This window comes from Tepidicaulis marinus (assembly GCF_000739695.1).
GTDB classification, from domain to species: domain Bacteria; phylum Pseudomonadota; class Alphaproteobacteria; order Parvibaculales; family Parvibaculaceae; genus Tepidicaulis; species Tepidicaulis marinus.
The window spans coordinates 48,190-68,559 of sequence record NZ_BBIO01000018.1 but is presented as its reverse complement, the minus strand read 5'-3'; the positions used below and the strand labels follow the sequence as shown (position 1 = coordinate 68,559).

Annotated in this window: 34 protein-coding genes; all 34 read left to right on the top strand. The window is 61.4% G+C overall.

Annotation, left to right across the window (positions count from 1 at the left end; genetic code table 11):
• Positions 1 to 304 (top strand): EF-Tu C-terminal domain-related protein (locus tag M2A_RS14650; protein WP_045448995.1); only part of this gene is annotated, 304 nt, incomplete at its 5' end.
• Positions 305 to 364: 60 nt separating this feature from the next.
• Positions 365 to 673, top strand: coding sequence for a 30S ribosomal protein S10 (gene rpsJ / locus M2A_RS14645; protein WP_045448991.1), 309 nt, complete (start codon positions 365 to 367; stop codon positions 671 to 673).
• A 37-nt stretch (positions 674 to 710) separates the two neighbouring features.
• Positions 711 to 1,451, top strand: a complete 741-nt coding sequence (gene rplC, locus M2A_RS14640; protein ID WP_045448989.1) for a 50S ribosomal protein L3 — start codon at positions 711 to 713, stop codon at positions 1,449 to 1,451.
• Positions 1,451 to 2,071, top strand: coding sequence for a 50S ribosomal protein L4 (gene rplD / locus M2A_RS14635; RefSeq protein WP_045448987.1), 621 nt, complete (start codon positions 1,451 to 1,453; stop codon positions 2,069 to 2,071). The genes rplC and rplD overlap by 1 nt, the downstream gene beginning before the upstream one ends.
• Complete coding sequence (locus M2A_RS14630; RefSeq protein WP_045448985.1) at positions 2,068 to 2,361, top strand: 50S ribosomal protein L23; 294 nt, start codon at positions 2,068 to 2,070, stop codon at positions 2,359 to 2,361. Before rplD ends, M2A_RS14630 begins: the two co-directional genes overlap by 4 nt.
• A gap of 24 nt (positions 2,362 to 2,385) precedes the next feature.
• Positions 2,386 to 3,219, top strand: coding sequence for a 50S ribosomal protein L2 (gene rplB, locus M2A_RS14625; protein ID WP_045448983.1), 834 nt, complete (start codon positions 2,386 to 2,388; stop codon positions 3,217 to 3,219).
• Positions 3,220 to 3,231: 12 nt separating this feature from the next.
• Entirely contained in the window at positions 3,232 to 3,510 is a 279-nt protein-coding gene (gene rpsS / locus M2A_RS14620; RefSeq protein WP_045448981.1) for a 30S ribosomal protein S19, read from the top strand.
• Between the two features lie 3 nt (positions 3,511 to 3,513).
• Entirely contained in the window at positions 3,514 to 3,894 is a 381-nt protein-coding gene (gene rplV / locus M2A_RS14615; RefSeq protein ID WP_045448978.1) for a 50S ribosomal protein L22, read from the top strand.
• Positions 3,894 to 4,598: a 30S ribosomal protein S3 gene (gene rpsC / locus M2A_RS14610; RefSeq protein WP_045448975.1), complete on the top strand. Its 705-nt coding sequence runs from the start codon at positions 3,894 to 3,896 to the stop codon at positions 4,596 to 4,598. The genes rplV and rpsC overlap by 1 nt, the downstream gene beginning before the upstream one ends.
• Positions 4,599 to 4,629: 31 nt before the next feature.
• On the top strand, positions 4,630 to 5,049 hold the full coding sequence (gene rplP / locus M2A_RS14605) for a 50S ribosomal protein L16 (protein WP_045448973.1): 420 nt from the start codon (positions 4,630 to 4,632) through the stop codon (positions 5,047 to 5,049).
• Between the two features lie 40 nt (positions 5,050 to 5,089).
• Positions 5,090 to 5,293, top strand: coding sequence for a 50S ribosomal protein L29 (gene rpmC / locus M2A_RS14600; RefSeq protein ID WP_045448971.1), 204 nt, complete (start codon positions 5,090 to 5,092; stop codon positions 5,291 to 5,293).
• Between the two features lie 3 nt (positions 5,294 to 5,296).
• The gene (gene rpsQ, locus M2A_RS14595) at positions 5,297 to 5,533 is read left to right on the top strand and encodes a 30S ribosomal protein S17 (protein WP_045448969.1); all 237 of its coding nucleotides are present in this window, start codon (positions 5,297 to 5,299) and stop codon (positions 5,531 to 5,533) included.
• Between the two features lie 49 nt (positions 5,534 to 5,582).
• A complete protein-coding gene (gene rplN, locus M2A_RS14590; protein ID WP_045448967.1) occupies positions 5,583 to 5,951 on the top strand; it encodes a 50S ribosomal protein L14 in 369 nt (122 codons plus the stop codon).
• On the top strand, positions 5,951 to 6,268 hold the full coding sequence (gene rplX / locus M2A_RS14585) for a 50S ribosomal protein L24 (protein ID WP_045448964.1): 318 nt from the start codon (positions 5,951 to 5,953) through the stop codon (positions 6,266 to 6,268). Before rplN ends, rplX begins: the two co-directional genes overlap by 1 nt.
• Positions 6,261 to 6,818: a 50S ribosomal protein L5 gene (gene rplE, locus M2A_RS14580; RefSeq protein ID WP_045448962.1), complete on the top strand. Its 558-nt coding sequence runs from the start codon at positions 6,261 to 6,263 to the stop codon at positions 6,816 to 6,818. The genes rplX and rplE overlap by 8 nt, the downstream gene beginning before the upstream one ends.
• A 40-nt stretch (positions 6,819 to 6,858) precedes the next feature.
• On the top strand, positions 6,859 to 7,164 hold the full coding sequence (gene rpsN / locus M2A_RS14575) for a 30S ribosomal protein S14 (protein ID WP_045448959.1): 306 nt from the start codon (positions 6,859 to 6,861) through the stop codon (positions 7,162 to 7,164).
• A 13-nt stretch (positions 7,165 to 7,177) separates the two neighbouring features.
• A complete protein-coding gene (gene rpsH / locus M2A_RS14570) occupies positions 7,178 to 7,576 on the top strand; it encodes a 30S ribosomal protein S8 (RefSeq protein WP_045448957.1) in 399 nt (132 codons plus the stop codon).
• Between the two features lie 39 nt (positions 7,577 to 7,615).
• Positions 7,616 to 8,149, top strand: a complete 534-nt coding sequence (gene rplF, locus M2A_RS14565) for a 50S ribosomal protein L6 (RefSeq protein ID WP_045448954.1) — start codon at positions 7,616 to 7,618, stop codon at positions 8,147 to 8,149.
• 8 nt (positions 8,150 to 8,157) lie between these two features.
• The gene (rplR, locus tag M2A_RS14560; RefSeq protein ID WP_045448952.1) at positions 8,158 to 8,511 is read left to right on the top strand and encodes a 50S ribosomal protein L18; all 354 of its coding nucleotides are present in this window, start codon (positions 8,158 to 8,160) and stop codon (positions 8,509 to 8,511) included.
• A 7-nt stretch (positions 8,512 to 8,518) separates the two neighbouring features.
• Entirely contained in the window at positions 8,519 to 9,088 is a 570-nt protein-coding gene (gene rpsE, locus M2A_RS14555; protein WP_045448950.1) for a 30S ribosomal protein S5, read from the top strand.
• 21 nt (positions 9,089 to 9,109) lie between these two features.
• Positions 9,110 to 9,304: a 50S ribosomal protein L30 gene (gene rpmD / locus M2A_RS14550; protein ID WP_045448948.1), complete on the top strand. Its 195-nt coding sequence runs from the start codon at positions 9,110 to 9,112 to the stop codon at positions 9,302 to 9,304.
• Positions 9,305 to 9,330: 26 nt separating this feature from the next.
• On the top strand, positions 9,331 to 9,810 hold the full coding sequence (gene rplO, locus M2A_RS14545) for a 50S ribosomal protein L15 (RefSeq protein ID WP_045448946.1): 480 nt from the start codon (positions 9,331 to 9,333) through the stop codon (positions 9,808 to 9,810).
• Between the two features lie 53 nt (positions 9,811 to 9,863).
• Positions 9,864 to 11,195, top strand: coding sequence for a preprotein translocase subunit SecY (gene secY / locus M2A_RS14540; RefSeq protein ID WP_045448944.1), 1,332 nt, complete (start codon positions 9,864 to 9,866; stop codon positions 11,193 to 11,195).
• Entirely contained in the window at positions 11,192 to 11,764 is a 573-nt protein-coding gene (locus M2A_RS14535; protein WP_045448942.1) for an adenylate kinase, read from the top strand. The genes secY and M2A_RS14535 overlap by 4 nt, the downstream gene beginning before the upstream one ends.
• Before the next feature lie 197 nt (positions 11,765 to 11,961).
• Positions 11,962 to 12,330: a 30S ribosomal protein S13 gene (gene rpsM, locus M2A_RS14530; RefSeq protein WP_045448940.1), complete on the top strand. Its 369-nt coding sequence runs from the start codon at positions 11,962 to 11,964 to the stop codon at positions 12,328 to 12,330.
• A gap of 36 nt (positions 12,331 to 12,366) precedes the next feature.
• Positions 12,367 to 12,756: a 30S ribosomal protein S11 gene (gene rpsK, locus M2A_RS14525; protein WP_045448939.1), complete on the top strand. Its 390-nt coding sequence runs from the start codon at positions 12,367 to 12,369 to the stop codon at positions 12,754 to 12,756.
• Between the two features lie 103 nt (positions 12,757 to 12,859).
• Positions 12,860 to 13,876, top strand: a complete 1,017-nt coding sequence (locus M2A_RS14520) for a DNA-directed RNA polymerase subunit alpha (protein WP_045448934.1) — start codon at positions 12,860 to 12,862, stop codon at positions 13,874 to 13,876.
• 52 nt (positions 13,877 to 13,928) lie between these two features.
• Positions 13,929 to 14,348, top strand: coding sequence for a 50S ribosomal protein L17 (gene rplQ, locus M2A_RS14515; RefSeq protein ID WP_045448932.1), 420 nt, complete (start codon positions 13,929 to 13,931; stop codon positions 14,346 to 14,348).
• 206 nt (positions 14,349 to 14,554) lie between these two features.
• Complete coding sequence (locus M2A_RS14510; protein ID WP_244444467.1) at positions 14,555 to 15,991, top strand: DegQ family serine endoprotease; 1,437 nt, start codon at positions 14,555 to 14,557, stop codon at positions 15,989 to 15,991.
• Between the two features lie 56 nt (positions 15,992 to 16,047).
• Positions 16,048 to 17,352: a replication-associated recombination protein A gene (locus M2A_RS14505; protein WP_045448929.1), complete on the top strand. Its 1,305-nt coding sequence runs from the start codon at positions 16,048 to 16,050 to the stop codon at positions 17,350 to 17,352.
• A complete protein-coding gene (gene crcB, locus M2A_RS14500; RefSeq protein ID WP_197052960.1) occupies positions 17,349 to 17,729 on the top strand; it encodes a fluoride efflux transporter CrcB in 381 nt (126 codons plus the stop codon). The genes M2A_RS14505 and crcB overlap by 4 nt, the downstream gene beginning before the upstream one ends.
• Entirely contained in the window at positions 17,726 to 18,718 is a 993-nt protein-coding gene (locus tag M2A_RS14495) for an RluA family pseudouridine synthase (protein ID WP_045448927.1), read from the top strand. The genes crcB and M2A_RS14495 overlap by 4 nt, the downstream gene beginning before the upstream one ends.
• Positions 18,715 to 19,431 (top strand): HAD-IA family hydrolase, encoded by a 717-nt coding sequence (locus M2A_RS14490; RefSeq protein ID WP_244444466.1) that lies wholly within the window; start codon positions 18,715 to 18,717, stop codon positions 19,429 to 19,431. Before M2A_RS14495 ends, M2A_RS14490 begins: the two co-directional genes overlap by 4 nt.
• Positions 19,428 to 20,207: an ATP12 family chaperone protein gene (locus M2A_RS14485; RefSeq protein WP_081875652.1), complete on the top strand. Its 780-nt coding sequence runs from the start codon at positions 19,428 to 19,430 to the stop codon at positions 20,205 to 20,207. Before M2A_RS14490 ends, M2A_RS14485 begins: the two co-directional genes overlap by 4 nt.
• Positions 20,208 to 20,370: the final 163 nt, after the last annotated feature.

Sequence of the window (20,370 nt, the reverse complement as noted above, 5' to 3'; positions counted from 1 at the left end):
GGCACCCGGCTCGATCACGCCGCACACGAAGTTCAAGGCGGAAGCCTACATCCTGACGAAAGAAGAAGGCGGCCGTCACACGCCGTTCTTCACGAACTACCGCCCGCAGTTCTACTTCCGTACGACGGACGTGACGGGTGTTGTTCAGCTTCCGGCAGGCACGGAAATGGTGATGCCGGGCGACAATGTGGAGATGGAAGTCGAGCTTATCGCTCCGATCGCCATGGAAGAGAAGCTGCGCTTCGCTATCCGTGAAGGCGGCCGTACCGTCGGCGCAGGCGTCGTCTCCGCTATCATCGAGTAATCAGGGCAGGCGGCGCCCGGCAACGGGCCCCCTCCACCGGGTAGGCATTAGGAAGAAGCAATGCAGAGCCAAAATATTCGCATCCGGTTGAAGGCGTTCGATCATCGAATTCTGGACACTTCGACGAAGGAAATCGTGAATACCGCAAAACGCACGGGCGCTCAGGTGCGCGGGCCTATTCCGCTGCCGACCCGCATTGAAAAGTTTACGGTTATTCGTGGTCCCCATATCGACAAGAAGAGCCGTGAACAATTCGAGATCCGCACGCATAAGCGGGTACTCGACATCGTTGATCCGACCCCGCAGACGGTCGATGCGCTGATGAAGCTCGATCTTGCTGCTGGTGTTGATGTTGAGATCAAGCTCTAAGAGCGCGATCTCGGATTAGAAAAAGGATTTCGGACCCATGCGCTCCGGAGTGATTGCACAGAAGTTGGGGATGACCCGCGTATTCACCGAAGACGGCCGGCACGTTCCGGTTACCGTTCTTCGTTTGGATAATTGCCAGGTCGTTTCTCAGCGTACCGAAGACAAACATGGTTATTCCGCCGTTCAGCTGGGTGCTGGCCGGGTGAAGCCGAAGAATGTCAACCGCGCGATGCGGGGCCATTTCGCCGTCGCTCATGTCGAGCCGAAGCGCAAACTGGCCGAGTTCCGCGTCAGTGCCGACAACCTGATCGATGTCGGCTCGGAAATCACCGCGGATCATTTCGTCGCGGGCCAGAAGGTGGATGTGTCCGGCACGTCGATCGGTAAAGGCTTTGCGGGCGCCATGAAGCGGCATAATTTCGGCGGCCTTCGCGCCTCGCACGGCGTGTCCATCAGCCACCGTAGCCACGGTTCCACGGGCCAGTGCCAGGAACCGGGCCGCGTCTTCAAAGGCAAGAAGATGGCCGGTCACATGGGCTCGGTGCGGGTGACGACGCAGAACCTGGAAATCGTGCAGACGGATGCCGATCGCGGCCTGATCCTGGTGCGCGGCGCCGTTCCCGGCTCCAAGGGCGGCTGGGTCTTCCTGCGCGATGCGGTTAAGCATCCGCTGCCGGAAGGTGTGCCGACGCCGGCTGCGATCCGTTCGGCGAATGGCGGCGCGGCTGCCGAGAGCGCCGAACCGGCCGCAGCAGCTGAAGAGAAAGGTGAAGAGTGATGAAGGCGGATGTAACGACTCTTGAGGCCAAGAAGGCCGGTACGGTCGATCTGCCGGAGGATGTCTTCGGTCTTGAACCGCGGGCCGACCTCTTGCACCGGATGGTGACCTATCAGCTGGCACGCCAGCAGGCAGGTACGCACAAGACCAAAGGCCGCTCGGAAGTGGCTGGCAGCACGAAAAAGATCGTGCGCCAGAAGGGCTCGGGCGGGGCGCGTCACGGCAACAAAAAGGCACCGCAGTTCCGCGGCGGGGGCAAGGCTTTCGGGCCGGTCGTGCGCAGCCATGCGGTGAACCTGCCGAAGAAGATCCGCGCGCTGGCGCTGCGTCACGCTCTTTCAGCCAAGGCAACGGCCGGCGAGCTGGTCATTCTGGAAGACGTCAACATGACGGCGCCGAAGACCAAGACGGTGAAGGACGCCTTCGGCAAGCTCGGTCTGAACTCGGTTCTGATCATCGACGGCCCGGAGCTGAATGAAAACTTCGCTCTGGCAGCCCGCAACATTCCCCATGTGGATGTGCTGCCGGCTCAGGGCATCAACGTTTACGACATTCTGCGCCGCGACAAGCTGGTCTTGACCAAAGCGGCCCTCGACAGCCTGGAGGCGCGGTTCAAATGAGCGACGCCAAATATTACGACACCATCGTTTCGCCGCTGATCACCGAAAAAGCCACCATGGCTTCGGAACAGAACCAGGTGATTTTCCGCGTGCCGCTGGTCGCGACCAAGCCGGAAGTCAAAGAAGCCGTCGAAAAGCTCTTTGGCGTGAAGGTGAAAGCCGTGAACACGCTGCGTCAGAAGGGCAAGACGAAGCGCTTCCGGGGCACGATCGGCCGCCGCAGCGATTTCAAGAAAGCTATCGTGACGCTCGAGGATGGTTACTCGATCGACGTGACGACGGGCCTTTGAGACTAAGGGAAGAGCTAGAGAACAATGGCACTTAAGAGCTATAAACCTACAAGCCCTGCCCAGCGCGGTCTGGTCCTCGTCGATCGCAGCGCCCTGTGGAAAGGCAAGCCCGTCAAGTCCCTCACCGAAGGGCTGACGAAGAATGGCGGCCGCAACAATATGGGCCGGATCACGGCCCGGCGTATCGGCGGCGGTCACAAGCGGGCCTACCGTCTGGTGGATTTCAAGCGCCGCAAATTCGACATGGCCGCGACGGTGGAGCGTCTGGAATACGACCCCAATCGCACCGCTTTTATCGCGCTGGTCAAATATGAAGACGGCGAGCTGTCTTACATCTTGGCGCCGCAGCGTCTGGCGGTCGGCGACAAAGTGATTTCCGGCGAGCGTGTCGATGTGAAGCCGGGTAACGCGATGCCGCTGTCGAGCATTCCTGTCGGCACCATCATCCACAATGTGGAGATGAAGCCGGGCAAGGGCGGCCAGATGGCGCGGTCGGCAGGCACCTATGCGCAGCTCGTGGGCCGCGACCAGGGGTACGCCATTCTGCGCCTCGGCTCCGGTGAGCAGCGTCTCGTTTCGGGCAAGTGCATGGCCTCGATCGGCGCCGTGTCCAACCCGGATCAGGCAAACATTACGCTGGCCAAAGCAGGCCGTAAGCGCTGGATGGGCAAGCGTCCGTCGGTTCGCGGTGTCGCGATGAACCCGATCGATCACCCGCATGGCGGCGGTGAAGGCCGGACCTCCGGTGGCCGCCACCCGGTGACGCCATGGGGCAAGCCGACCAAAGGCAAGCGGACCCGTTCGAATAAGTCTACGGATAAGTTTATTGTCCGCAGCCGTCACCAGCGCCGGAAGTAAGGGAAACGAAGCATGACTCGTTCTGTTTGGAAGGGCCCGTTTGTAGACGGCTACATGCTGAAGAAGGCCGATGCCGCACGCGAAAGCGGGCGCAAGGAAGTGATCAAAGTCTGGAGCCGCCGCTCCACGATCCTTCCGCAATTCGTCGGTCTGACCTTCGGCGTCTATAACGGCCAGAAGCACATTCCGGTGCTCGTGTCGGAAGACATGGTCGGTCACAAGTTCGGTGAATTCGCGCCGTCGCGTACCTATTACGGGCATGCGGCCGACAAGAAAGCGAAGAGGAAGTAAGCGATGGGTAAGCCGTCGAAGCAACGCACGCTCGCCGATAACGAGGCGAAAGCCGTCGGCCGGATGCTGCGGGTGAGCCCTCAGAAGCTCAACCTGGTGGCAGCGATGATCCGCGGGCAGAAAGTGGAAAAGGCGCTGGCCGATCTGTCTTTCTCGCGCAAGCGGATTTCGGATGACGTGAAGAAGGTGCTGGCAAGCGCCGTCGCGAATGCGGAAAACAACCACGATCTGGACGTGGACGGCCTGGTCGTCGCCGAAGCCTATGTCGGCAAGAACCTGGTCATGAAGCGCTGGAAGCCGCGGGCGCGCGGCCGGGTGGGGCGGATTCAGAAGCCGTTCTCCCAGCTCACGATCGTCGTTCGTCAAGTCGAGGAGTCTGCCTGATGGGACAGAAAATTAATCCGATTGGCCTTCGCCTCGGCATCAACCGCACCTGGGATTCGCGTTGGTTCGCCGATGGCCGCGAATACGGCACGCTTCTTCATGAAGACATCCGTATCCGCGAGTTCCTCCAGAAGGAGCTGAAGCAGGCCGGTGTGTCGCGCGTCGTGATCGAGCGCCCGCACAAGAAGTGCCGCGTGACCATTCACACCGCCCGTCCGGGCGTGGTGATCGGCAAGAAAGGCGCGGATATCGAGCGCCTGCGCCGCAAGATCGGTGAGATGACGGACTCCGAGGTTCATCTCAACATTCTTGAAGTGCGCAAGCCCGAGATCGACGCGACGCTGGTTGCCGAAAACATCGCGCAGCAGCTGGAACGCCGTGTGGCTTTCCGCCGTGCCATGAAGCGCGCCGTGCAGTCGGCGATGCGGCTGGGTGCCGGCGGTATCCGGATCAATTGCGGCGGCCGTCTCGGCGGCGCGGAGATTGCCCGGACCGAATGGTACCGCGAGGGCCGTGTGCCGCTTCACACGCTGCGTGCGGATATCGATTACGGCGTTGCCACGGCACACACTGCCTACGGCACGATCGGCATCAAAGTTTGGATCTTCAAAGGCGAGATCCTCGAGCACGACCCGATGGCGCAGGAACGTCGCGCGCTTGAAGGTGGAGATGGCGGCCGTCGCCGCGATGCCGGCGCCAACTGATCGGCGAACGGGAAACGAGAGAGTTTGAAAGATGCTGCAACCGAAGCGCACAAAGTTCCGCAAGGCGCATAAGGGCCGCATTCATGGTGTGGCGAAGGGCGGCACTGCGCTCAACTTCGGCGCCTATGGCCTGAAGGCGATGGAACCTGAACGGATCACGTCCCGGCAGATCGAAGCCGCCCGCCGTGCCATCACGCGTCACATGAAGCGTGCCGGCCGTGTGTGGATCCGGATTTTCCCGGATGTGCCGGTCTCCAAGAAGCCGACGGAAGTCCGTATGGGTAAAGGTAAAGGTTCGCCTGAATATTGGGCGGCCCGCGTGAAGCCCGGCCGGATCATGTTCGAAGTGGACGGCGTTCCGCACGATGTGGCGGAAGAAGCCTTGAAGCTGGCGGCAGCCAAGCTGCCGATCAAGACACGTTTCGTCAGCCGTCCTGGCGAAGGGGCATAAGCGGGCGTGACGCCCCAAGCGTTAGAGAGAGGATGAGGCCATGAAGGCCAGCGAGCTGAGAGATATGACGCCGGACCAGCTGTCCGATGAGCTGGTGAAGCTTAAGAAAGAGCAGTTCAACCTGCGCTTTCAAGCAGCCAGCGGACAGCTTGAGAACACGTTCCGCGTGCGCCAGGTGCGCAAGGACATTGCGCGAGTTCAGACCGTTCAGCGCGCCCGCGCGCTGGAAGCAGGCAAGGAGTAACCTATGCCGAAACGTATCCTGCAGGGCGTCGTCGTGAGCGACAAGAACGACAAGACCGTGGTCGTCAATGTCGAGCGCCGCTTCATCGATCCGGTTTTGAAGAAAACCGTGCGCCGGTCGAAGCGCTACCATGCGCATGACGAGACGAATACGGTGAAAGAAGGCGAGACCGTTCGCATCCGCGAATGCCCGCCGATTTCGAAGAGCAAACGTTGGGAAGTTATTCGAGACGAAGCCTGAAACCCATTTGGGTATCCGGTCTCTCGCTTAAGGTGAAGGGCAGACAGCCATGATTCAGATGCAGACGAACTTGGATGTCGCGGACAATTCGGGCGCTCGTCGCGTTCAGTGCATCAAGGTGCTGGGCGGTTCGAAGAGAAAATATGCCGGCATTGGCGACATTATCGTGGTCAGCGTAAAGGAAGCCATTCCGCGCGGCCGTGTGAAAAAGGGTGATGTGATGAAGGCGGTCGTCGTTCGTACCGCCAAGGACATCCGCCGTCCCGACGGCAGCGTCATCCGTTTCGACCGCAACGCTGCGGTGCTGATTAACAACCAGGGTGAGCCGGTGGGGACGCGTATCTTCGGCCCGGTAACCCGTGAGCTGCGTGCGAAGAGCCACATGAAGATCGTTTCGCTCGCGCCGGAGGTGATCTGATGGCTGCGAAGATTAAGAAGGGCGACAAGGTCGTCGTGCTGACGGGCAAAGACAAGGGCAAGCAGGGCCAGGTTCTCGGCGTCTTCCCGCAGGAAGAACGGGCGCTTGTTCAGGGCGTCAATATGGTCACGCGCCACGAACGCGCGTCCCAGACGGGTCCCGGCGGGCTGCAGCGCCGCGAAGCGAAAATTCAGTTGTCGAACCTGGCTTTGGTCGATCCGAAGTCCGGTAAGGCGACACGGGTAGGGTTCAAGACGCTCGATGACGGGCGCAAGGTTCGGTACGCCAAGGCGTCGGGAGAAGTGATCGATGGCTGATGCGCAATACACGCCGCGGCTGAAAAAGCAGTATGACGATCAGATCCGAGCGCAGCTGCAGGAAAAGTACAGCTATGCCAACGTGCACCAGGTGCCGCGTCTGGACAAGATCGTGATCAATATGGGTGTCGGCGAAGCCGCCGCCGATAAAAAGAAGATGGAAGCCGCCGTCGCCGATTTGACCGCGATTTCCGGTCAAAAGCCGATCGTGACCCGTGCGAAGAAGTCGGAAGCCGGCTTCAAGATCCGCGACGGCATGGCAATCGGCTGCAAGGTGACGCTGCGCCGGGCCCAGATGTACGAATTTCTGGACCGGCTGGTGAACATCGCTCTGCCGCGCGTGCGTGACTTCCGCGGCCTGAACGGCAAGAGTTTCGACGGCAACGGCAACTACGCCATGGGCCTTCGCGAGCATATCGTTTTCCCCGAAATCGACTATGACAAGGTCGATGAGGTACGCGGTATGGACATCATCGTCTGCACCACGGCGAAGACGGATGATGAGGCACGGGAGTTGTTGAAGGGCTTCAATTTTCCCTTCATCAAATAATTTTGGACACGGGTCCGCAATGCGGTCATCGGAGGTTTAAGTGGCTAAGAAGAGCGCCATTGAAAAGAATATGAAACGTCAGAAGCTGGTCGCGCGCTATGCAAACAAGCGCGAGAAGCTTAAGGCGGTTGCGAGTGATAAGTCGCTTTCGGCCGAGGAGCGCTTCCAAGCGCAGCTCGACCTTGCGAAACTGCCGCGCAACTCGGCCAAGGTCCGCATCCGCAATCGCTGCGATGTGACCGGACGCCCGCGCGCTTATTACCGCAAACTGCGTATGTCACGTATTGCGCTCAGGGAGCTGGGGTCGAATGGCCTGGTTCCGGGGCTTGTGAAGTCGAGCTGGTAAGGAGGGCGATCGCATGACAATGACCGATCCGCTCGGAGATATGCTGACGCGTATCCGTAATGCCCAAATGCGGGGCAAGTCGACGGTTTCCACGCCGGCTTCCAAGTTGCGTGGCTGGGTTCTGGATGTACTTGAAGCCGAAGGGTTTATTCGCGGGTATAGCCGCGTGGACCATGGCGGCGGCAAGTCCGAATTTGAGGTGCATCTGAAGTATCACGAGGGCCATCCGGTCATTCGCGAAATTCAGCGGGTATCCACTCCGGGCCGCCGGGTTTACTCCTCGGCGCGGGGCATTCCCGCGGTGCGCAACGGCCTCGGCGTTTCGATCCTGTCGACGCCCAAAGGTGTGATGTCTGACGCGTCGGCGCGTGAAAATAATGTCGGCGGCGAGGTTCTGTGCCGCGTCTTCTAAGACGGTGGAACAGACTAACGGATCAAGGAAGCGAAAACGATGTCGCGAATTGGTAAACTACCCATCACCGTCCCGAACGGCGTGACTGTGAACATCGACGGGCAGAGCGTGGCGGTGAAAGGCCCGAAAGGTCAGCTTTCGCTCACGCTGGTGGACGAAGTATCGATCTCGCAGGGCGAAGACGGCATCGCCGTGGCTCCGCGCGACGACAGCAAGCGGGCCCGCTCCATGTGGGGTATGCAGCGCACGCTGGTACAGAACCTGGTCGACGGTGTGGCGGAAGGGTTCAAGAAGAACCTGGAAATCACCGGCGTCGGCTACCGTGCGCAGGCCCAGGGTCAGAAACTGCAGCTGGCTCTTGGTTTCAGCCACGATGTGGTTTACGAGGTGCCGGAAGGTATTCAGGTGGCAACGCCGAAGCCGACCGAAATCGAAATTACCGGGATCGACAAGCAGAAAGTCGGTCAGGTCGCGGCAGAAATTCGCGGATACCGCCCGCCGGAGCCTTATAAGGGCAAGGGTGTACGTTATTCGGACGAATACATCTTCCGTAAGGAAGGCAAGAAGAAGTAACGAGAGCCATGAGCAAGCAACGCAATCTGAACGAGCGGCGGAAACAGCGCAATCGCGCCCGTTTGCGCAAAATGTCGAATGGTCGCCTGCGGCTGTCGGTCTTCCGGTCGTCGAAGCATATCTATGCCCAAGTCATTGACGACACGAAGGGCGTGACGCTGGCTTCGGCCTCGACGCTGGAAAAAGACTTCACTGCAAAGGGTGCGGACCAGGCGGCTGCAGCCGAGATCGGTAAACTGGTCGCCAAGCGCGCGCTGGAAGCCGGTGTGAAGGAAGTGGTTTTCGACCGTGGCGGTTATATCTACCACGGCCGGGTGAAGGCCCTTGCCGACGCTGCCCGCGAGGGCGGCCTGAGCTTCTAAGGTCTCAATTCAAAGGACGAGCAAAGTGGCACGTAAGGACAACCGGGAAGAGCGCGATAGCGAATTTGTGGACAAGCTGGTCCATATCAACCGCGTCGCAAAGGTGGTGAAGGGCGGCCGGCGTTTCGGTTTCGCGGCTCTCGTCGTCGTGGGCGACCAGAAGGGCCGGGTCGGCTTCGGCCACGGCAAGGCGCGCGAAGTGCCGGAAGCCATCCGCAAGGCGACGGAATCGGCCAAGCGCAACATGCTGCGCGTGCCGCTGCGCGAAGGGCGTACGCTGCACCACGATATCGAAGGCCGTCATGGCGCGGGCCGCGTGGTCCTGCGTTCGGCGCCTCCCGGCACCGGGATCATCGCAGGCGGTCCGATGCGCGCCGTGTTCGAAACGCTGGGCGTTCAGGACGTGGTTGCCAAGTCGCTCGGCTCCTCGAATCCCTATAACATGGTGCGCGCAACGTTCGATGCGCTGTCGCTGGAGCAGAGCCCGCGCATGGTCGCGTCGCGCCGGGGCAAGAAAGTTTCTGACATTGTTGGCCGCCGCAGCGATGGCGCTGGCGAAGCGCTGGCAAGCGAGTAAGCCTGAGCGAGGATTAGACCGATGGCAGCCAAGAAATCCACTCTTACGGTCCAGCAGATCGCCAGCCCGATCCGGCGCAAGCCCGATCAGCGGCAGACATTGATCGGCCTCGGGCTCAACAAAATGCATAAGACCTCCGTGCTGGAAGATACGCCTTCCGTGCGCGGCATGGTCAACAAGGTCGCACACTTGGTGCGGATCGTCGAAGAATCGTAAACCGCGTCAGCGGCGAGGACAGAGAAATGAAGCTCAATCAGCTTTCCGATAACGAAGGTGCCCGTAAGTCCCGTATGCGTGTGGGCCGCGGTATCGGTTCCGGCAAGGGCAAGACCGGCGGCCGGGGCGTCAAGGGTCAGAAATCCCGTTCGGGCGTGGCCATCAAAGGGTATGAGGGCGGTCAGACGGCTCTGCACCGGCGCCTGCCGAAGCGCGGCTTCAACGTGCCCTCTCCGAAGGAATATAACGAGGTCAATCTGGGCCGCGTGCAGACCGCCATCGATGCAGGCAAGCTCGATGCGAATGCGCCGGTTACGGGTGAAGCCCTGCAAGCTGCCGGCGTGATCCGCCGGGTGAAGAAGGACGGTGTGCGTCTTCTGGCCAAGGGCGAGCTGAAAGCCAAGGTGAATTTCGACATCGCGGGGGCTTCCAAGGGGGCCATCGAGGCGGTCGAAAAAGCGGGCGGCAGCGTCAAGGTCGCCCCGAAACCGGAAGCGTCCGAATAATTCCAAGAAATTAGGGCAGGCATCGACCTGCCCTTTGCCTGGAGCGGCATGATATGGCATCAGCGGCGGAACAGCTGGCGGCAAATCTGAATTTCTCTGCCTTTGCAAAGGCGGAGGAACTGAAGAAGCGGCTTTGGTTTACGCTCGGCGCGCTGATCATTTATCGGCTCGGTACCTACATCCCGCTCCCCGGCATCGACCCTGCAGCGCTGGCACAAGTTTTCCAGCAGCAGCAGAGCGGTTTGCTCGGCGTCTTCAACATGTTCTCGGGCGGGGCGGTCGGCCGGATGGCGATCTTCGCGCTGACGATCATGCCCTACATTTCCGCCTCGATCATCATTCAGTTGATGACGACGGTGAGCCCGCATCTGGCGCAGCTCAAGAAGGAAGGCGAGCAAGGCCGTAAGCAGATCACCCAATATACCCGCTACGGCACGGTGCTTCTGGCCACTTTGCAGGGTTACGGCATTGCCGTCGGTCTGGAAGGGGCGGGCAATGTGGTGCTCGATCCGGGGCTTTTCTTCCGCGCGAGCACGGTGATTACGCTGGTGGGCGGCACCGTTTTCCTGATGTGGCTGGGTGAGCAGATCACCGCGCGCGGCGTGGGCAACGGGATTTCGCTGATCATTTTCGCCGGCATCGTCGCCGAGCTTCCTGCCGCATTGGTCGGCACGCTGGAACTTGGCCGTGAGGGCGCGATTTCCACGGCGCTGATCCTCTTCCTGCTGATCATGGTGGTGGGCGTTATCGCGGCCATCGTCTTCATGGAGCGGGCGCAGCGGCGGCTCATCGTGCAGTATCCGAAGCGCCAGGTGGGCATGAAGATTTATGGCGGCGACAGCTCGCATCTGCCGCTGAAGCTGAACACGGCCGGCGTCATTCCGCCGATTTTCGCATCGTCCATTCTGCTGCTGCCGATCACGCTGGCCAATTTCACGCAAGGGCAGGGCCCGGGCTGGCTGAACACGGTGACGGCGCTGCTCGGCCATGGCCAGCCGCTCTATATGGCGCTTTATGCGGCGGGCATTATTTTCTTCTGCTTTTTCTATACGGCGATTGTTTTCAATCCCGAGGATACGGCGGAAAACCTGCGCAAATATGGCGGGTTCATTCCCGGTATCCGTCCCGGCAAGCGCACGGCGGAATATATCGACTACGTGCTGACCCGCCTGACGGTGGTGGGCGCGGGTTATATCACGCTGGTCTGCCTCTTGCCTGAAATTCTTATTTCTCAGTACAGCGTGCCGTTCTATTTCGGCGGTACGTCTCTTCTGATTGTCGTAAGCGTGACCATGGATACGGTCGCCCAGATTCAGAGCCATCTGCTTGCGCATCAGTATGAAGGACTCATCAAGAAGTCCAAGCTCAGGGGAAGCCGTCGATGAAGTTGATTTTCTTGGGCCCTCCCGGCGCGGGCAAGGGGACGCAAGCCCAGCGTATCCAGGAGAGCCACGGGCTCGTGCAATTGTCGACGGGCGACATGCTGCGCGCTGCCGTTGCCGCGGGCACGGAAGTGGGCAAAAAGGCCGAGGCGATCATGGCGCGCGGCGATCTGGTGCCGGATGATGTGGTCGTCCGTATCATTTCCGAGCGCACCGAGCAGGCCGACTGTAAAAACGGCTATATTCTGGACGGTTTCCCGCGGAATGTGGCCCAGGCCGAGGCGCTGGACGGGATGCTGGCCGCCCGCGGCGAAGCGCTCGATGCGGTGATCGAGCTGAAAGTTGATGACAAGATTCTGTTGTCCCGGATCGAAACCCGGGCCGCGGAGACCGCCGGGGGCGCCCGGGCGGATGATAATGCCGAAGCGCTGAAAAAGCGGCTTGGGGTTTATCATGAACAAACTGCGCCTTTGATCGACTATTACGGGAAAAAAGGCATTCTCCGGTCGGTTGACGGCATGAAATCGATTGACGATGTCACGGCTGAAATTGAGGCCGTGCTGAAACTGTAGAAGAAACGCAGGAACTGCTGCCTAAGCGGTTGACTGGATTGGGGTAATTCCTATAATCCCGGCCTCCGTAGCAACAGTTCCAGGCAGATTTTCGGTTGCTGAAGGAAAAATGGCGGAATTCCGGCATTTTTCGGCAAATCCGGGCGCTGCTTGGTGCTGGTTTTTGGCTTGCGATTCCTCGGATTAGGAGAGACAACGTGGCTCGTATCGCTGGCGTCAACATCCCGACCAATAAGCGGGTCGTGATCGCGCTTCAATATATTCACGGCATCGGTGCCAAACACTCGGCCGATATCTGTGAGAAAGTTGGTATTGCCCCTGAGCGCCGCGTGAACGAACTCACCGACGCCGAGGTGATCCAGATCCGTGAAACGATCGACGCCGGATACACCGTGGAAGGTGATCTGCGCCGTGAAACGGCCATGAACATCAAGCGCTTGATGGATCTGGGCTGCTATCGCGGCTTGCGGCATCGCCGCGGTCTTCCTGTTCGCGGCCAGCGCACGCATACCAATGCGCGCACCCGCAAAGGCCCGGCCAAAGCAATTGCCGGCAAGAAGAAGTAATCACGCGGGTTTTCCGCAAGCGACGAAGGTTAAGAGATGGCCAAGGAAAAGACACGCGTCAAACGCCGGGAACGGAAGAACATCACCTCTGGCGTGGCCCATGTGAATTCCTCCTTCAACAACACGATGATCACGATCACGGATGCCCAGGGCAACGCGATCTCGTGGTCTTCGTCGGGCACGATGGGCTTCAAGGGCAGCCGTAAATCTACGCCGTTCGCGGCGCAGGTTGCCGCCGAAGATGCCGGCAAGAAAGCTGCCGAGCACGGCATGAAGACCTTGGAAGTGGAAGTAAGCGGCCCGGGCGGCGGGCGCGAGTCCGCTCTGCGCGCGCTGCAGGCAGCCGGTTTCGTGATCACGTCGATCCGCGATGTGACGCCGATCCCGCATAATGGCTGCCGTCCGCCCAAGCGCCGGCGCGTTTAATATGAAGCGCTGCGGCCGCGGGCTGCAGTGCTGGATCGAACGGGCAGGGAATGCTGCCCAGGGTGTTTGATCGAACCCCCGAAAACGGCACGAGGTTGCACAAGTGATCCAGAAGAATTGGGAAGAATTGATCAAGCCGGCCAAGCTTGAAGTTCAGCCGGGCCACGACCCGAAGCGCCAGGCAACGGTGGTTGCAGAACCGCTCGAGCGCGGCTTCGGCATGACCCTTGGCAACTCGCTGCGCCGGGTGCTGATGTCCTCGCTGCAGGGCTCTGCGGTGACGGCGGTGCACATCGACGGCGTGCTGCATGAGTTCTCCTCGATCGCCGGTGTGCGCGAAGACGTCACCGATGTGATCTTGAACATCAAGAAGATGGCGCTCAAGCTGCATGCGGAAGGCCCGAAGCGCATGAGCCTGGTGAAAACGGGTCCCGGCATCGTGACGGCCGGCGACATCGAGGCAGGCGCCGATATCGACATTCTGGACCCGAACCATGCGCTGCTGACCCTCGACGAGGGCGCGGAAATCCGCATGGAATTCACGGTCAACACGGGCAAGGGCTATGTCGCCGCCGAGCGCAACCGCCCGGAAGATGCGCCGATCGGCCTGATCCCGGTCGACAGCCTCTACAGCCCCGTGCAGCGCGTTTCCTACAAGGTCGAGAACACCCGCGAAGGCCAGGTGCTTGACTATGACAAGCTGACCATGCAGATCGAAACCGACGGCTCGCTGACGCCGGACGATGCGCTGGCCTATGCCGCCCGCATTCTCCAGGACCAGCTGCAGATCTTCGTGAATTTCGAAGAGCCGAAGGAAGCCGTCGTCGAAGACCGCCGTCCGGAGCTGGAATTCAACCCGGCGCTTCTGAAGAAAGTGGACGAGCTGGAACTTTCGGTCCGTTCGGCCAATTGCCTGAAGAACGACAACATCGTTTATATCGGCGATCTCATTCAGAAGACGGAAGCGGAAATGCTCCGCACGCCGAACTTCGGCCGCAAATCCTTGAACGAGATCAAGGAAGTGCTGGCGCAGATGGGCCTGCATCTCGGCATGGAAGTGCCGAACTGGCCGCCGGAAAATATCGACGATCTGGCCAAGCGTTTCGAAGACCAGTATTAAGTTTGACATGCCGCGCCGTGAGGCGCCGTAGATTGAAGAGCAGGAGACAGTCATGCGCCACGGGAAAGCCGGCCGCAAGCTCAATAGAACAGCCAGCCACCGCAAGGCGTTGCTCGCCAATATGGCCGTTGCGCTGATCAAGCACGAGCAGATCGTGACCACGTTGCCGAAAGCCAAGGAGCTTCGCCCCTATGTGGAGAAGCTGGTGACGCTGGGCAAGCGCGGCGATTTGCATGCGCGCCGTCAGGCCTATTCGCAGCTCCCGGACCAGAAATGGGCCGCCAAGCTTTTCGACGAACTGGGCCCGCGCTACAAAGAGCGCCAGGGCGGCTATACGCGTGTTCTGAAAGCCGGTTTCCGTCATGGCGACAATGCGCCGATGGCCGTCATCGAATTCGTCGACCGCGACGAGACCGCCCGCGGGCAGGACTCCGGTCCGGTGATCATGGATGACGAGGACGCCGCCGCTTAAAGAGCAGGCAGGCCTTATCTCCGCAGACACAAGGGCAGAGCTTCGGCTTCTGCCCTTTTGTTTTGGATAAACGGGAGATTTTAGCAATCCGGCCGGATCGAAACTTGCGCGCGGCCCGGCTCTTGCGAAAATACCGGCGTGGGCCAAAATACCCTCGACGAGGGGGCCGCCCATAGCCGGGGCAGTGAGTGATGGTAGGGGAAGTAATGTCTGATTCCGCGTATGCGCTGTTCTGGATGGCGGTTGCTGCCGTCCTTCTAATCGCCGCTTTGCTTTTCACACCGCTTTCCGCGCGGGCCGAAGCCACGCGCGTGGTGCCGGGCTCGCGGGCCGAGGTGCAGCTCTCCTATGCGCCTGTCGTGCAAAAAGCCGCGCCCGCCGTCGTCAATGTCTATTCCAAGCGGGTGGTGAAGGAGAGCCCGTCTCCGTTCTCGAACGATCCCTTCTTCCAGCGCTTTTTCGGCGACCGGTTCAGCTTCGGGGTGCCGCGCGAGCGGGTGCAGCAATCGCTCGGCTCCGGCGTCATCGTGCGGGGCGACGGGATCATCGTCACCAATAATCACGTGGTGGCGGATGGCGACAGCTTCACCGTGGCGCTGGCGGACCGGCGCGAATTCGACGCCGAGCTCGTGCTGGCCGATGAGCGCACGGACCTTGCTGTCCTGCGCATCGACCCGAAGGGCGAGACGCTGCCGGCGATCAAATTCAAGGATTCAGATGCGGTCGAAGTGGGCGATCTGGTGCTGGCCATCGGCAATCCCTTCGGCGTCGGGCAGACGGTGACAAGCGGCATCGTCTCGGCGCTGGCGCGAACGCAAGTCGGCGTCTCCGATTACCAGTTCTTCATTCAGACCGATGCCGCCGTCAATCCTGGTAATTCAGGCGGCGCGCTGGTGACGATGGACGGTCAGCTCATCGGCATCAACACGGCGATCTTTTCCCGCTCGGGCGGCTCCATCGGGATCGGCTTTGCCATCCCGGCCAATATGGTGCGCTCGGTAGTGGAATTCGCCGTCGATGGCGGCACGGTGAAGCGGCCTTGGCTCGGGGCGAGCTTGCAGCCCGTCACCTCCGACCTTGCCGAAAGCTTGGGCCTTGATAGGCCGGGCGGGGCCTTGGTGCAGAACGTTTATCCTGGGGGACCTGCGGACAAGGCCGGGCTGCGCACGGGGGATGTCATTCGCGCGGTCGATGGGCGCGATGTCTTCGATCCGCAAAGCGTGCGTTACCGGGTGGCGACGAAGGCGGAGGGCGCGCGCATGGAGGTTTCCTATGTGCGCGGCGGCAGCACGCGGACGGCGCGCATCGCTCTGAAATTGCCCCCCGAAGACCCGCCCCGCAATGTGACGGAGCTTTCCGGCCGCAATCCCTTCTCCGGGGCGACGGTGGGCAATCTCTCGCCCGCCTTTGCCGACGAGCTGCGCATCGACACGCTGGCGACCGGCGTTGTGGTCTTGCGGGTCCAGCGGGGCAGCCCGGCGCAGCGCATCGGTGTGCGTCCGGGCGATATCATTATTTCCGTCGGCGGCACGGAAGTGCGCGATACGGACGGGTTGCAAAAGCTGATCGCCGCACCGCGCGGGCAATGGGAATTCAAGATCAAGCGCGGGGACGAGATTTTCTCGGCCAGCGTGCGCGGTTAGATGACAAGCAGGCCGGATGGGGTGAGACGCGCGCCGTTCCGTGCTAGGCATAGCGGATGAACACGCTTTTCGATGCAGCCGGAATGGGCGATGAGGCGCCGCGGCCCCTGGCGGACCGTTTGCGCCCGAAATCGCTTCAGGAAGTGGTGGGCCAAAGCCACCTGATCGGCCCGGAAGGGCCCATCGGGCGGATGGTCGCCTCCGGGCATCTTTCCTCGATCATTCTCTGGGGGCCGCCCGGCACCGGCAAGACCACCATGGCCAGGCTCCTGGCCGGGCATGTGGGGCTCGAGTTCCACCAGATGTCGGCGATCTTTTCCGGCGTTGCGGACCTGAAAAAAGCCTTCGAGGCGGCCCGCGCGCGGCGGGAAACGGGCAAGGGCACGCTGCTTTTCATCGATGAGATCCACCGCTTCAACCGTACCCAGCAGGACAGTTTTCTGCCCGTGATGGAAGACGGCACGGTGACGCTGATCGGGGCGACGACGGAAAATCCCTCCTTCGAGCTGAATGCCGCTTTGCTCTCTCGCGCGCAGGTGCTGGTGCTGAACCGGCTCGATGATCCCGCTCTCGAAGAGCTGCTGAAGCGGGCCGAGGCCTATGAAGGCCGCAGCCTTCCGCTTACCGAGGAAGCGCGGGCCTCGCTGCGCGCCATGGCGGATGGGGACGGGCGGTTTCTGCTCAATATGGCCGAGGAGCTTTTCGCTCTTGATTTGCCTGAAACCGTGGAGACGGACGAGCTGATCCGCCTCGTCCAGCGCCGTGCGCCGCTTTACGACAAAGGCCGGGAAGGGCATTACAATCTCATCAGTGCGCTGCATAAATCCGTGCGCGGCTCGGATGTGGATGCGGCGCTTTATTGGCTGGCGCGGATGCTGACGGGAGGGGAAGATCCGCTTTACATCATCCGCCGGGTGGTGCGCATGGCGGTCGAGGATATCGGCCTTGCCGACCCCCAGGCGCTGCGCGTCGCGCTCGATGCGAAGGAAGCCTATGACTTTCTCGGCAGCCCGGAAGGCGAGCTGGCGCTTGCCCAGGCCGTGCTTTATATGGCGAGCGCGCCGAAATCGAACGCGGCTTACAAGGCTTACGGTCAGGCCATGCGCGCGGCCAAGGAGACGGGCTCCGTGGCGCCGCCTGCCCATATCCTCAATGCCCCCACCAAGCTGATGAAGGAGCTTGGCTACGGGGAAGGCTATGTTTATGACCACGATACGCCGGAAGCTTTTTCGGGACAGAATTACTTTCCCGATGAAATGGCCCGCCGGCAGTTTTATAAGCCGCCCGAACGCGGGTTCGAGCGGGAGATTGCCAAGCGGCTCGCCTATTGGGCAAAGCTGAGGCAGGAGAAGACGACGTGAAAATGCTGCTATCCGTGGCGCTGGGCGGAGCGCTGGGCGCGTCCGCCCGTTATCTCTTCGCCGCGCAGGCGCTGCGCCTATTCGGGCCGAATTTCCCCTGGGGGACGTTCGGGGTGAATGTCATCGGCTCGTTTCTCATCGGCGCGCTGGTGGAAGCGGGCGCTTTGCGGCTTTCGCTTACCCCTGAGATGCGCGCTTTTCTCGTCACGGGCGTCCTCGGCGGCTTTACGACCTTCTCTGCCTACTCGCTCGATGTGGCGAACTTGATAGAGAAAAAACAAGCCGGCCTGGCGCTGCTTTATGCGTTCGGGTCCATGGGTCTTTCCATCGCCGCGGTCTTCGCGGGACTTTATGCCGTAAGGGCGGTGCTGACGTGAGTAATGTCGAACAAGTGGATATCCGCGCCGAGGATGATGGCGTGCGCCTCGATAAGTGGCTGAAGAAACGCTATCCGGGCCTCACTCAAGGGCGCGTCGAAAAGCTGCTGCGCACGGGGCAGGTGCGGGTGGATGGCGGGCGCGTGAAAAGCAATGCCCGTCTTGAGGCGGGGCAGATGGTGCGCGTGCCGCCGCTGGGCGATCTCAGCCCGCCGCCTGCCAAGCCCAAACCCAAAACCACGCCGCAGGACCGCGCTTATGTGCAGGAGCTGGTGCGCCATAAGGACAGCTCTCTCATCGTGATCAACAAACCGGCGGGTCTTGCGGTGCAGGGCGGCTCGAAAACCGAGCGCCATCTCGACGGGATGCTGGAGGGGCTGAAATTCGATGCGCCTGAGCGCCCGAAACTCGTGCACCGGCTCGACCGGGATACGAGCGGTGTGCTGGTGCTGGCACGGAACAGCAAGGCGGCGGCCTATCTCGGGCGGGCGTTCAAAAAGAAGGATGCGCATAAGATTTACTGGGCGCTGACCGTCGGCGTGCCGCGCCCGGCGCGGGGCACGATCCGCATGCCGCTTGCCAAGCTCGGCGGGCCGGGGCGCGAGCGGGTGCATGCCGCCGAGTTCGAGGATGAAGAGGCAAAAAACGCCACGACCCATTTCGCCGTGGTGGCACAGGCGGGCCAGCGCCTTGCCTGGGTGGCCTTCATGCCGGTGACGGGGCGCACGCATCAGATCCGCGCCCATGCCGCCTATGCGCTGAAAACGCCGATTGCCGGGGACGGCAAATATGGCGGGGCGGAGGCGCATCCCGGCGGGGAGATCGAGCGCAAGCTGCATCTTCATGCCCGCGCGCTCGATATTGCGCATCCGGAAGGCGGGCGGCTGAAATGCACGGCGCCTTTGCCCGAGCATATGCTCAAAGCCTGGAAGCTTTTCGGCTTCGATCCCAATGACGACGGCGATCCGTTTGCGGAGCTTTTGGCATGAGCGGGGAGCTGAAACTCGTGCTCTTTGACTGCGACGGCACGCTTGTCGACAGTCAGCATATGATCGTGGCGGCGATGAACGAGGCCTTTACGCAAAACGGGCTGGAACTTCTGCCCCGCGGGGAAGTGCTTTCCATTGTGGGCCTCTCGCTTGAAAATGCCATTGCCGCCCTCTTGCCGGCACAGGACCCCGTCACCTTGGCGCGGGTGACGGAGGCCTACCGCGATGCTTTTACCACTTTGCGTGGGCGGCCCGATCTGCATGAGCCCTTGTTCGAGGGCGCGCAGGAAGCGCTGGACTGGCTGCGGAACGAAGAAGATGTGCTGCTCGGTATCGTGACGGGCAAGTCGCAAAAGGGCCTGCGCAATATTCTGGCGCTGCATGGGCTCTCCGACTATTTCATCACGCTGCAAACCGCCGATGATGCGCCGTCCAAACCCCATCCGGGCATGATCGAGCGGGCGCTCGGCGAAACCGGCGCGCGGGCGGACCACACGGTCATTATTGGCGATACCAGCTATGATATGCTGATGGCGCAGAGCGCGGGCGCGCACGGGCTTGGCGTTGCCTGGGGCTATCATGAACCGGCAGCGCTCAGTGCCAGCGGCGCGCGGCGCATCCTGCAGCATTTCGGCGAAACGCAAGAGGCGCTCGGCACGCTTTGGAGCGAATGGCAGGGCAAGGCGCAGAGCAGGAAAGAGGCGGCGGAATGAGCATCGATGATGAATTGGGCCGGAACCTTGCCGCGGACCGTTTCAAGCCGCATCCGGGCAAGGAGGCGAAGGCGCCGAAGCCCAAACGCTTCTACAAGGATGTGGATATCCGTAAAGAGGAAGGCGGCTTCGCCATCACTCTTGACGGGCGGGCGGTGAAGACGCCGGCCAAAGCCGTGCTACGCGTGCCTGCCGAAGCGCTTGGCCGGGCGATTGCCGGTGAATGGGACGCGCAGAAGGGACATATCGACACCTTCTCCATGCCGCTCACCAAGCTTGCCAATACCGCGATCGACCGGATTTCGGCGCAGCGGGCGGCGGTGATCGATGAAGTGATGAATTTCGCGGGCACGGACCTCCTTTGCTACCGGGCGGATTTTCCCGAGATCCTGGCCGAACGGCAGGCGGCGCAGTGGCAGCCGCTGCTCGATTGGGCGGAGGAAAGTTTTGGCGCGCGGCTTGCCATAACTGCGAGCGTACTGCCTCTCGAACAGGATGCCTCGCATCTGGCGTGTCTTCGGGACCCCGTCGAAGGGATGGACGATTTCGAGTTGAGCGGCTTTTCCAGCCTGACCGCGCTTACCGGCTCGTTGATCATCGCGCTGGCGGTCCATCGCGGTTATATCACGCCGGAGGCTGCTTATGAGGCCGCCCATCTCGATGAAGCCTTCCAGGCCGAGCAATGGGGCGAGGACGCGGAAGCGCGGGACAGGCTGGCTGCCCGGCGCGAGGCGATCGAGGCGGCAGGGCGATTCCTGGCGCTTTTGCGCGGCTGAGCCTTTCTGCGGCAGGACTTGCCGCAACGTCCGCGCCAGCTTGCGCCGGGGCGGGCGCAGAAAGGCAAGAAGCGGGTGGTCATTGCCCGGCGCGGGTGCTATTCAAGGCGCCAAATTTTCAGCTTTTCCCGGTTTTTAGGGTATCGCGAGGGCGGGTTCGCCG

What these genes read in the sequence shown, in the direction of transcription:
- rpsJ (WP_045448991.1), top strand. Translation starts at nt 365, where the DNA reads ATGCAGAGCCAAAATATTCGCATCCGGTTGAAGGCGTTCGATCATCGA.
- rplC (WP_045448989.1), top strand. Translation starts at nt 711, where the DNA reads ATGCGCTCCGGAGTGATTGCACAGAAGTTGGGGATGACCCGCGTATTC.
- rplD (WP_045448987.1), top strand. Translation starts at nt 1,451, where the DNA reads ATGAAGGCGGATGTAACGACTCTTGAGGCCAAGAAGGCCGGTACGGTC.
- M2A_RS14630 (WP_045448985.1), top strand. Translation starts at nt 2,068, where the DNA reads ATGAGCGACGCCAAATATTACGACACCATCGTTTCGCCGCTGATCACC.
- rplB (WP_045448983.1), top strand. Translation starts at nt 2,386, where the DNA reads ATGGCACTTAAGAGCTATAAACCTACAAGCCCTGCCCAGCGCGGTCTG.
- rpsS (WP_045448981.1), top strand. Translation starts at nt 3,232, where the DNA reads ATGACTCGTTCTGTTTGGAAGGGCCCGTTTGTAGACGGCTACATGCTG.
- rplV (WP_045448978.1), top strand. Translation starts at nt 3,514, where the DNA reads ATGGGTAAGCCGTCGAAGCAACGCACGCTCGCCGATAACGAGGCGAAA.
- rpsC (WP_045448975.1), top strand. Translation starts at nt 3,894, where the DNA reads ATGGGACAGAAAATTAATCCGATTGGCCTTCGCCTCGGCATCAACCGC.
- rplP (WP_045448973.1), top strand. Translation starts at nt 4,630, where the DNA reads ATGCTGCAACCGAAGCGCACAAAGTTCCGCAAGGCGCATAAGGGCCGC.
- rpmC (WP_045448971.1), top strand. Translation starts at nt 5,090, where the DNA reads ATGAAGGCCAGCGAGCTGAGAGATATGACGCCGGACCAGCTGTCCGAT.
- rpsQ (WP_045448969.1), top strand. Translation starts at nt 5,297, where the DNA reads ATGCCGAAACGTATCCTGCAGGGCGTCGTCGTGAGCGACAAGAACGAC.
- rplN (WP_045448967.1), top strand. Translation starts at nt 5,583, where the DNA reads ATGATTCAGATGCAGACGAACTTGGATGTCGCGGACAATTCGGGCGCT.
- rplX (WP_045448964.1), top strand. Translation starts at nt 5,951, where the DNA reads ATGGCTGCGAAGATTAAGAAGGGCGACAAGGTCGTCGTGCTGACGGGC.
- rplE (WP_045448962.1), top strand. Translation starts at nt 6,261, where the DNA reads ATGGCTGATGCGCAATACACGCCGCGGCTGAAAAAGCAGTATGACGAT.
- rpsH (WP_045448957.1), top strand. Translation starts at nt 7,178, where the DNA reads ATGACAATGACCGATCCGCTCGGAGATATGCTGACGCGTATCCGTAAT.
- rplF (WP_045448954.1), top strand. Translation starts at nt 7,616, where the DNA reads ATGTCGCGAATTGGTAAACTACCCATCACCGTCCCGAACGGCGTGACT.
- rplR (WP_045448952.1), top strand. Translation starts at nt 8,158, where the DNA reads ATGAGCAAGCAACGCAATCTGAACGAGCGGCGGAAACAGCGCAATCGC.
- rpmD (WP_045448948.1), top strand. Translation starts at nt 9,110, where the DNA reads ATGGCAGCCAAGAAATCCACTCTTACGGTCCAGCAGATCGCCAGCCCG.
- rplO (WP_045448946.1), top strand. Translation starts at nt 9,331, where the DNA reads ATGAAGCTCAATCAGCTTTCCGATAACGAAGGTGCCCGTAAGTCCCGT.
- secY (WP_045448944.1), top strand. Translation starts at nt 9,864, where the DNA reads ATGGCATCAGCGGCGGAACAGCTGGCGGCAAATCTGAATTTCTCTGCC.
- M2A_RS14535 (WP_045448942.1), top strand. Translation starts at nt 11,192, where the DNA reads ATGAAGTTGATTTTCTTGGGCCCTCCCGGCGCGGGCAAGGGGACGCAA.
- rpsK (WP_045448939.1), top strand. Translation starts at nt 12,367, where the DNA reads ATGGCCAAGGAAAAGACACGCGTCAAACGCCGGGAACGGAAGAACATC.
- rplQ (WP_045448932.1), top strand. Translation starts at nt 13,929, where the DNA reads ATGCGCCACGGGAAAGCCGGCCGCAAGCTCAATAGAACAGCCAGCCAC.
- M2A_RS14510 (WP_244444467.1), top strand. Translation starts at nt 14,555, where the DNA reads ATGTCTGATTCCGCGTATGCGCTGTTCTGGATGGCGGTTGCTGCCGTC.
- M2A_RS14505 (WP_045448929.1), top strand. Translation starts at nt 16,048, where the DNA reads ATGAACACGCTTTTCGATGCAGCCGGAATGGGCGATGAGGCGCCGCGG.
- M2A_RS14490 (WP_244444466.1), top strand. Translation starts at nt 18,715, where the DNA reads ATGAGCGGGGAGCTGAAACTCGTGCTCTTTGACTGCGACGGCACGCTT.
- M2A_RS14485 (WP_081875652.1), top strand. Translation starts at nt 19,428, where the DNA reads ATGAGCATCGATGATGAATTGGGCCGGAACCTTGCCGCGGACCGTTTC.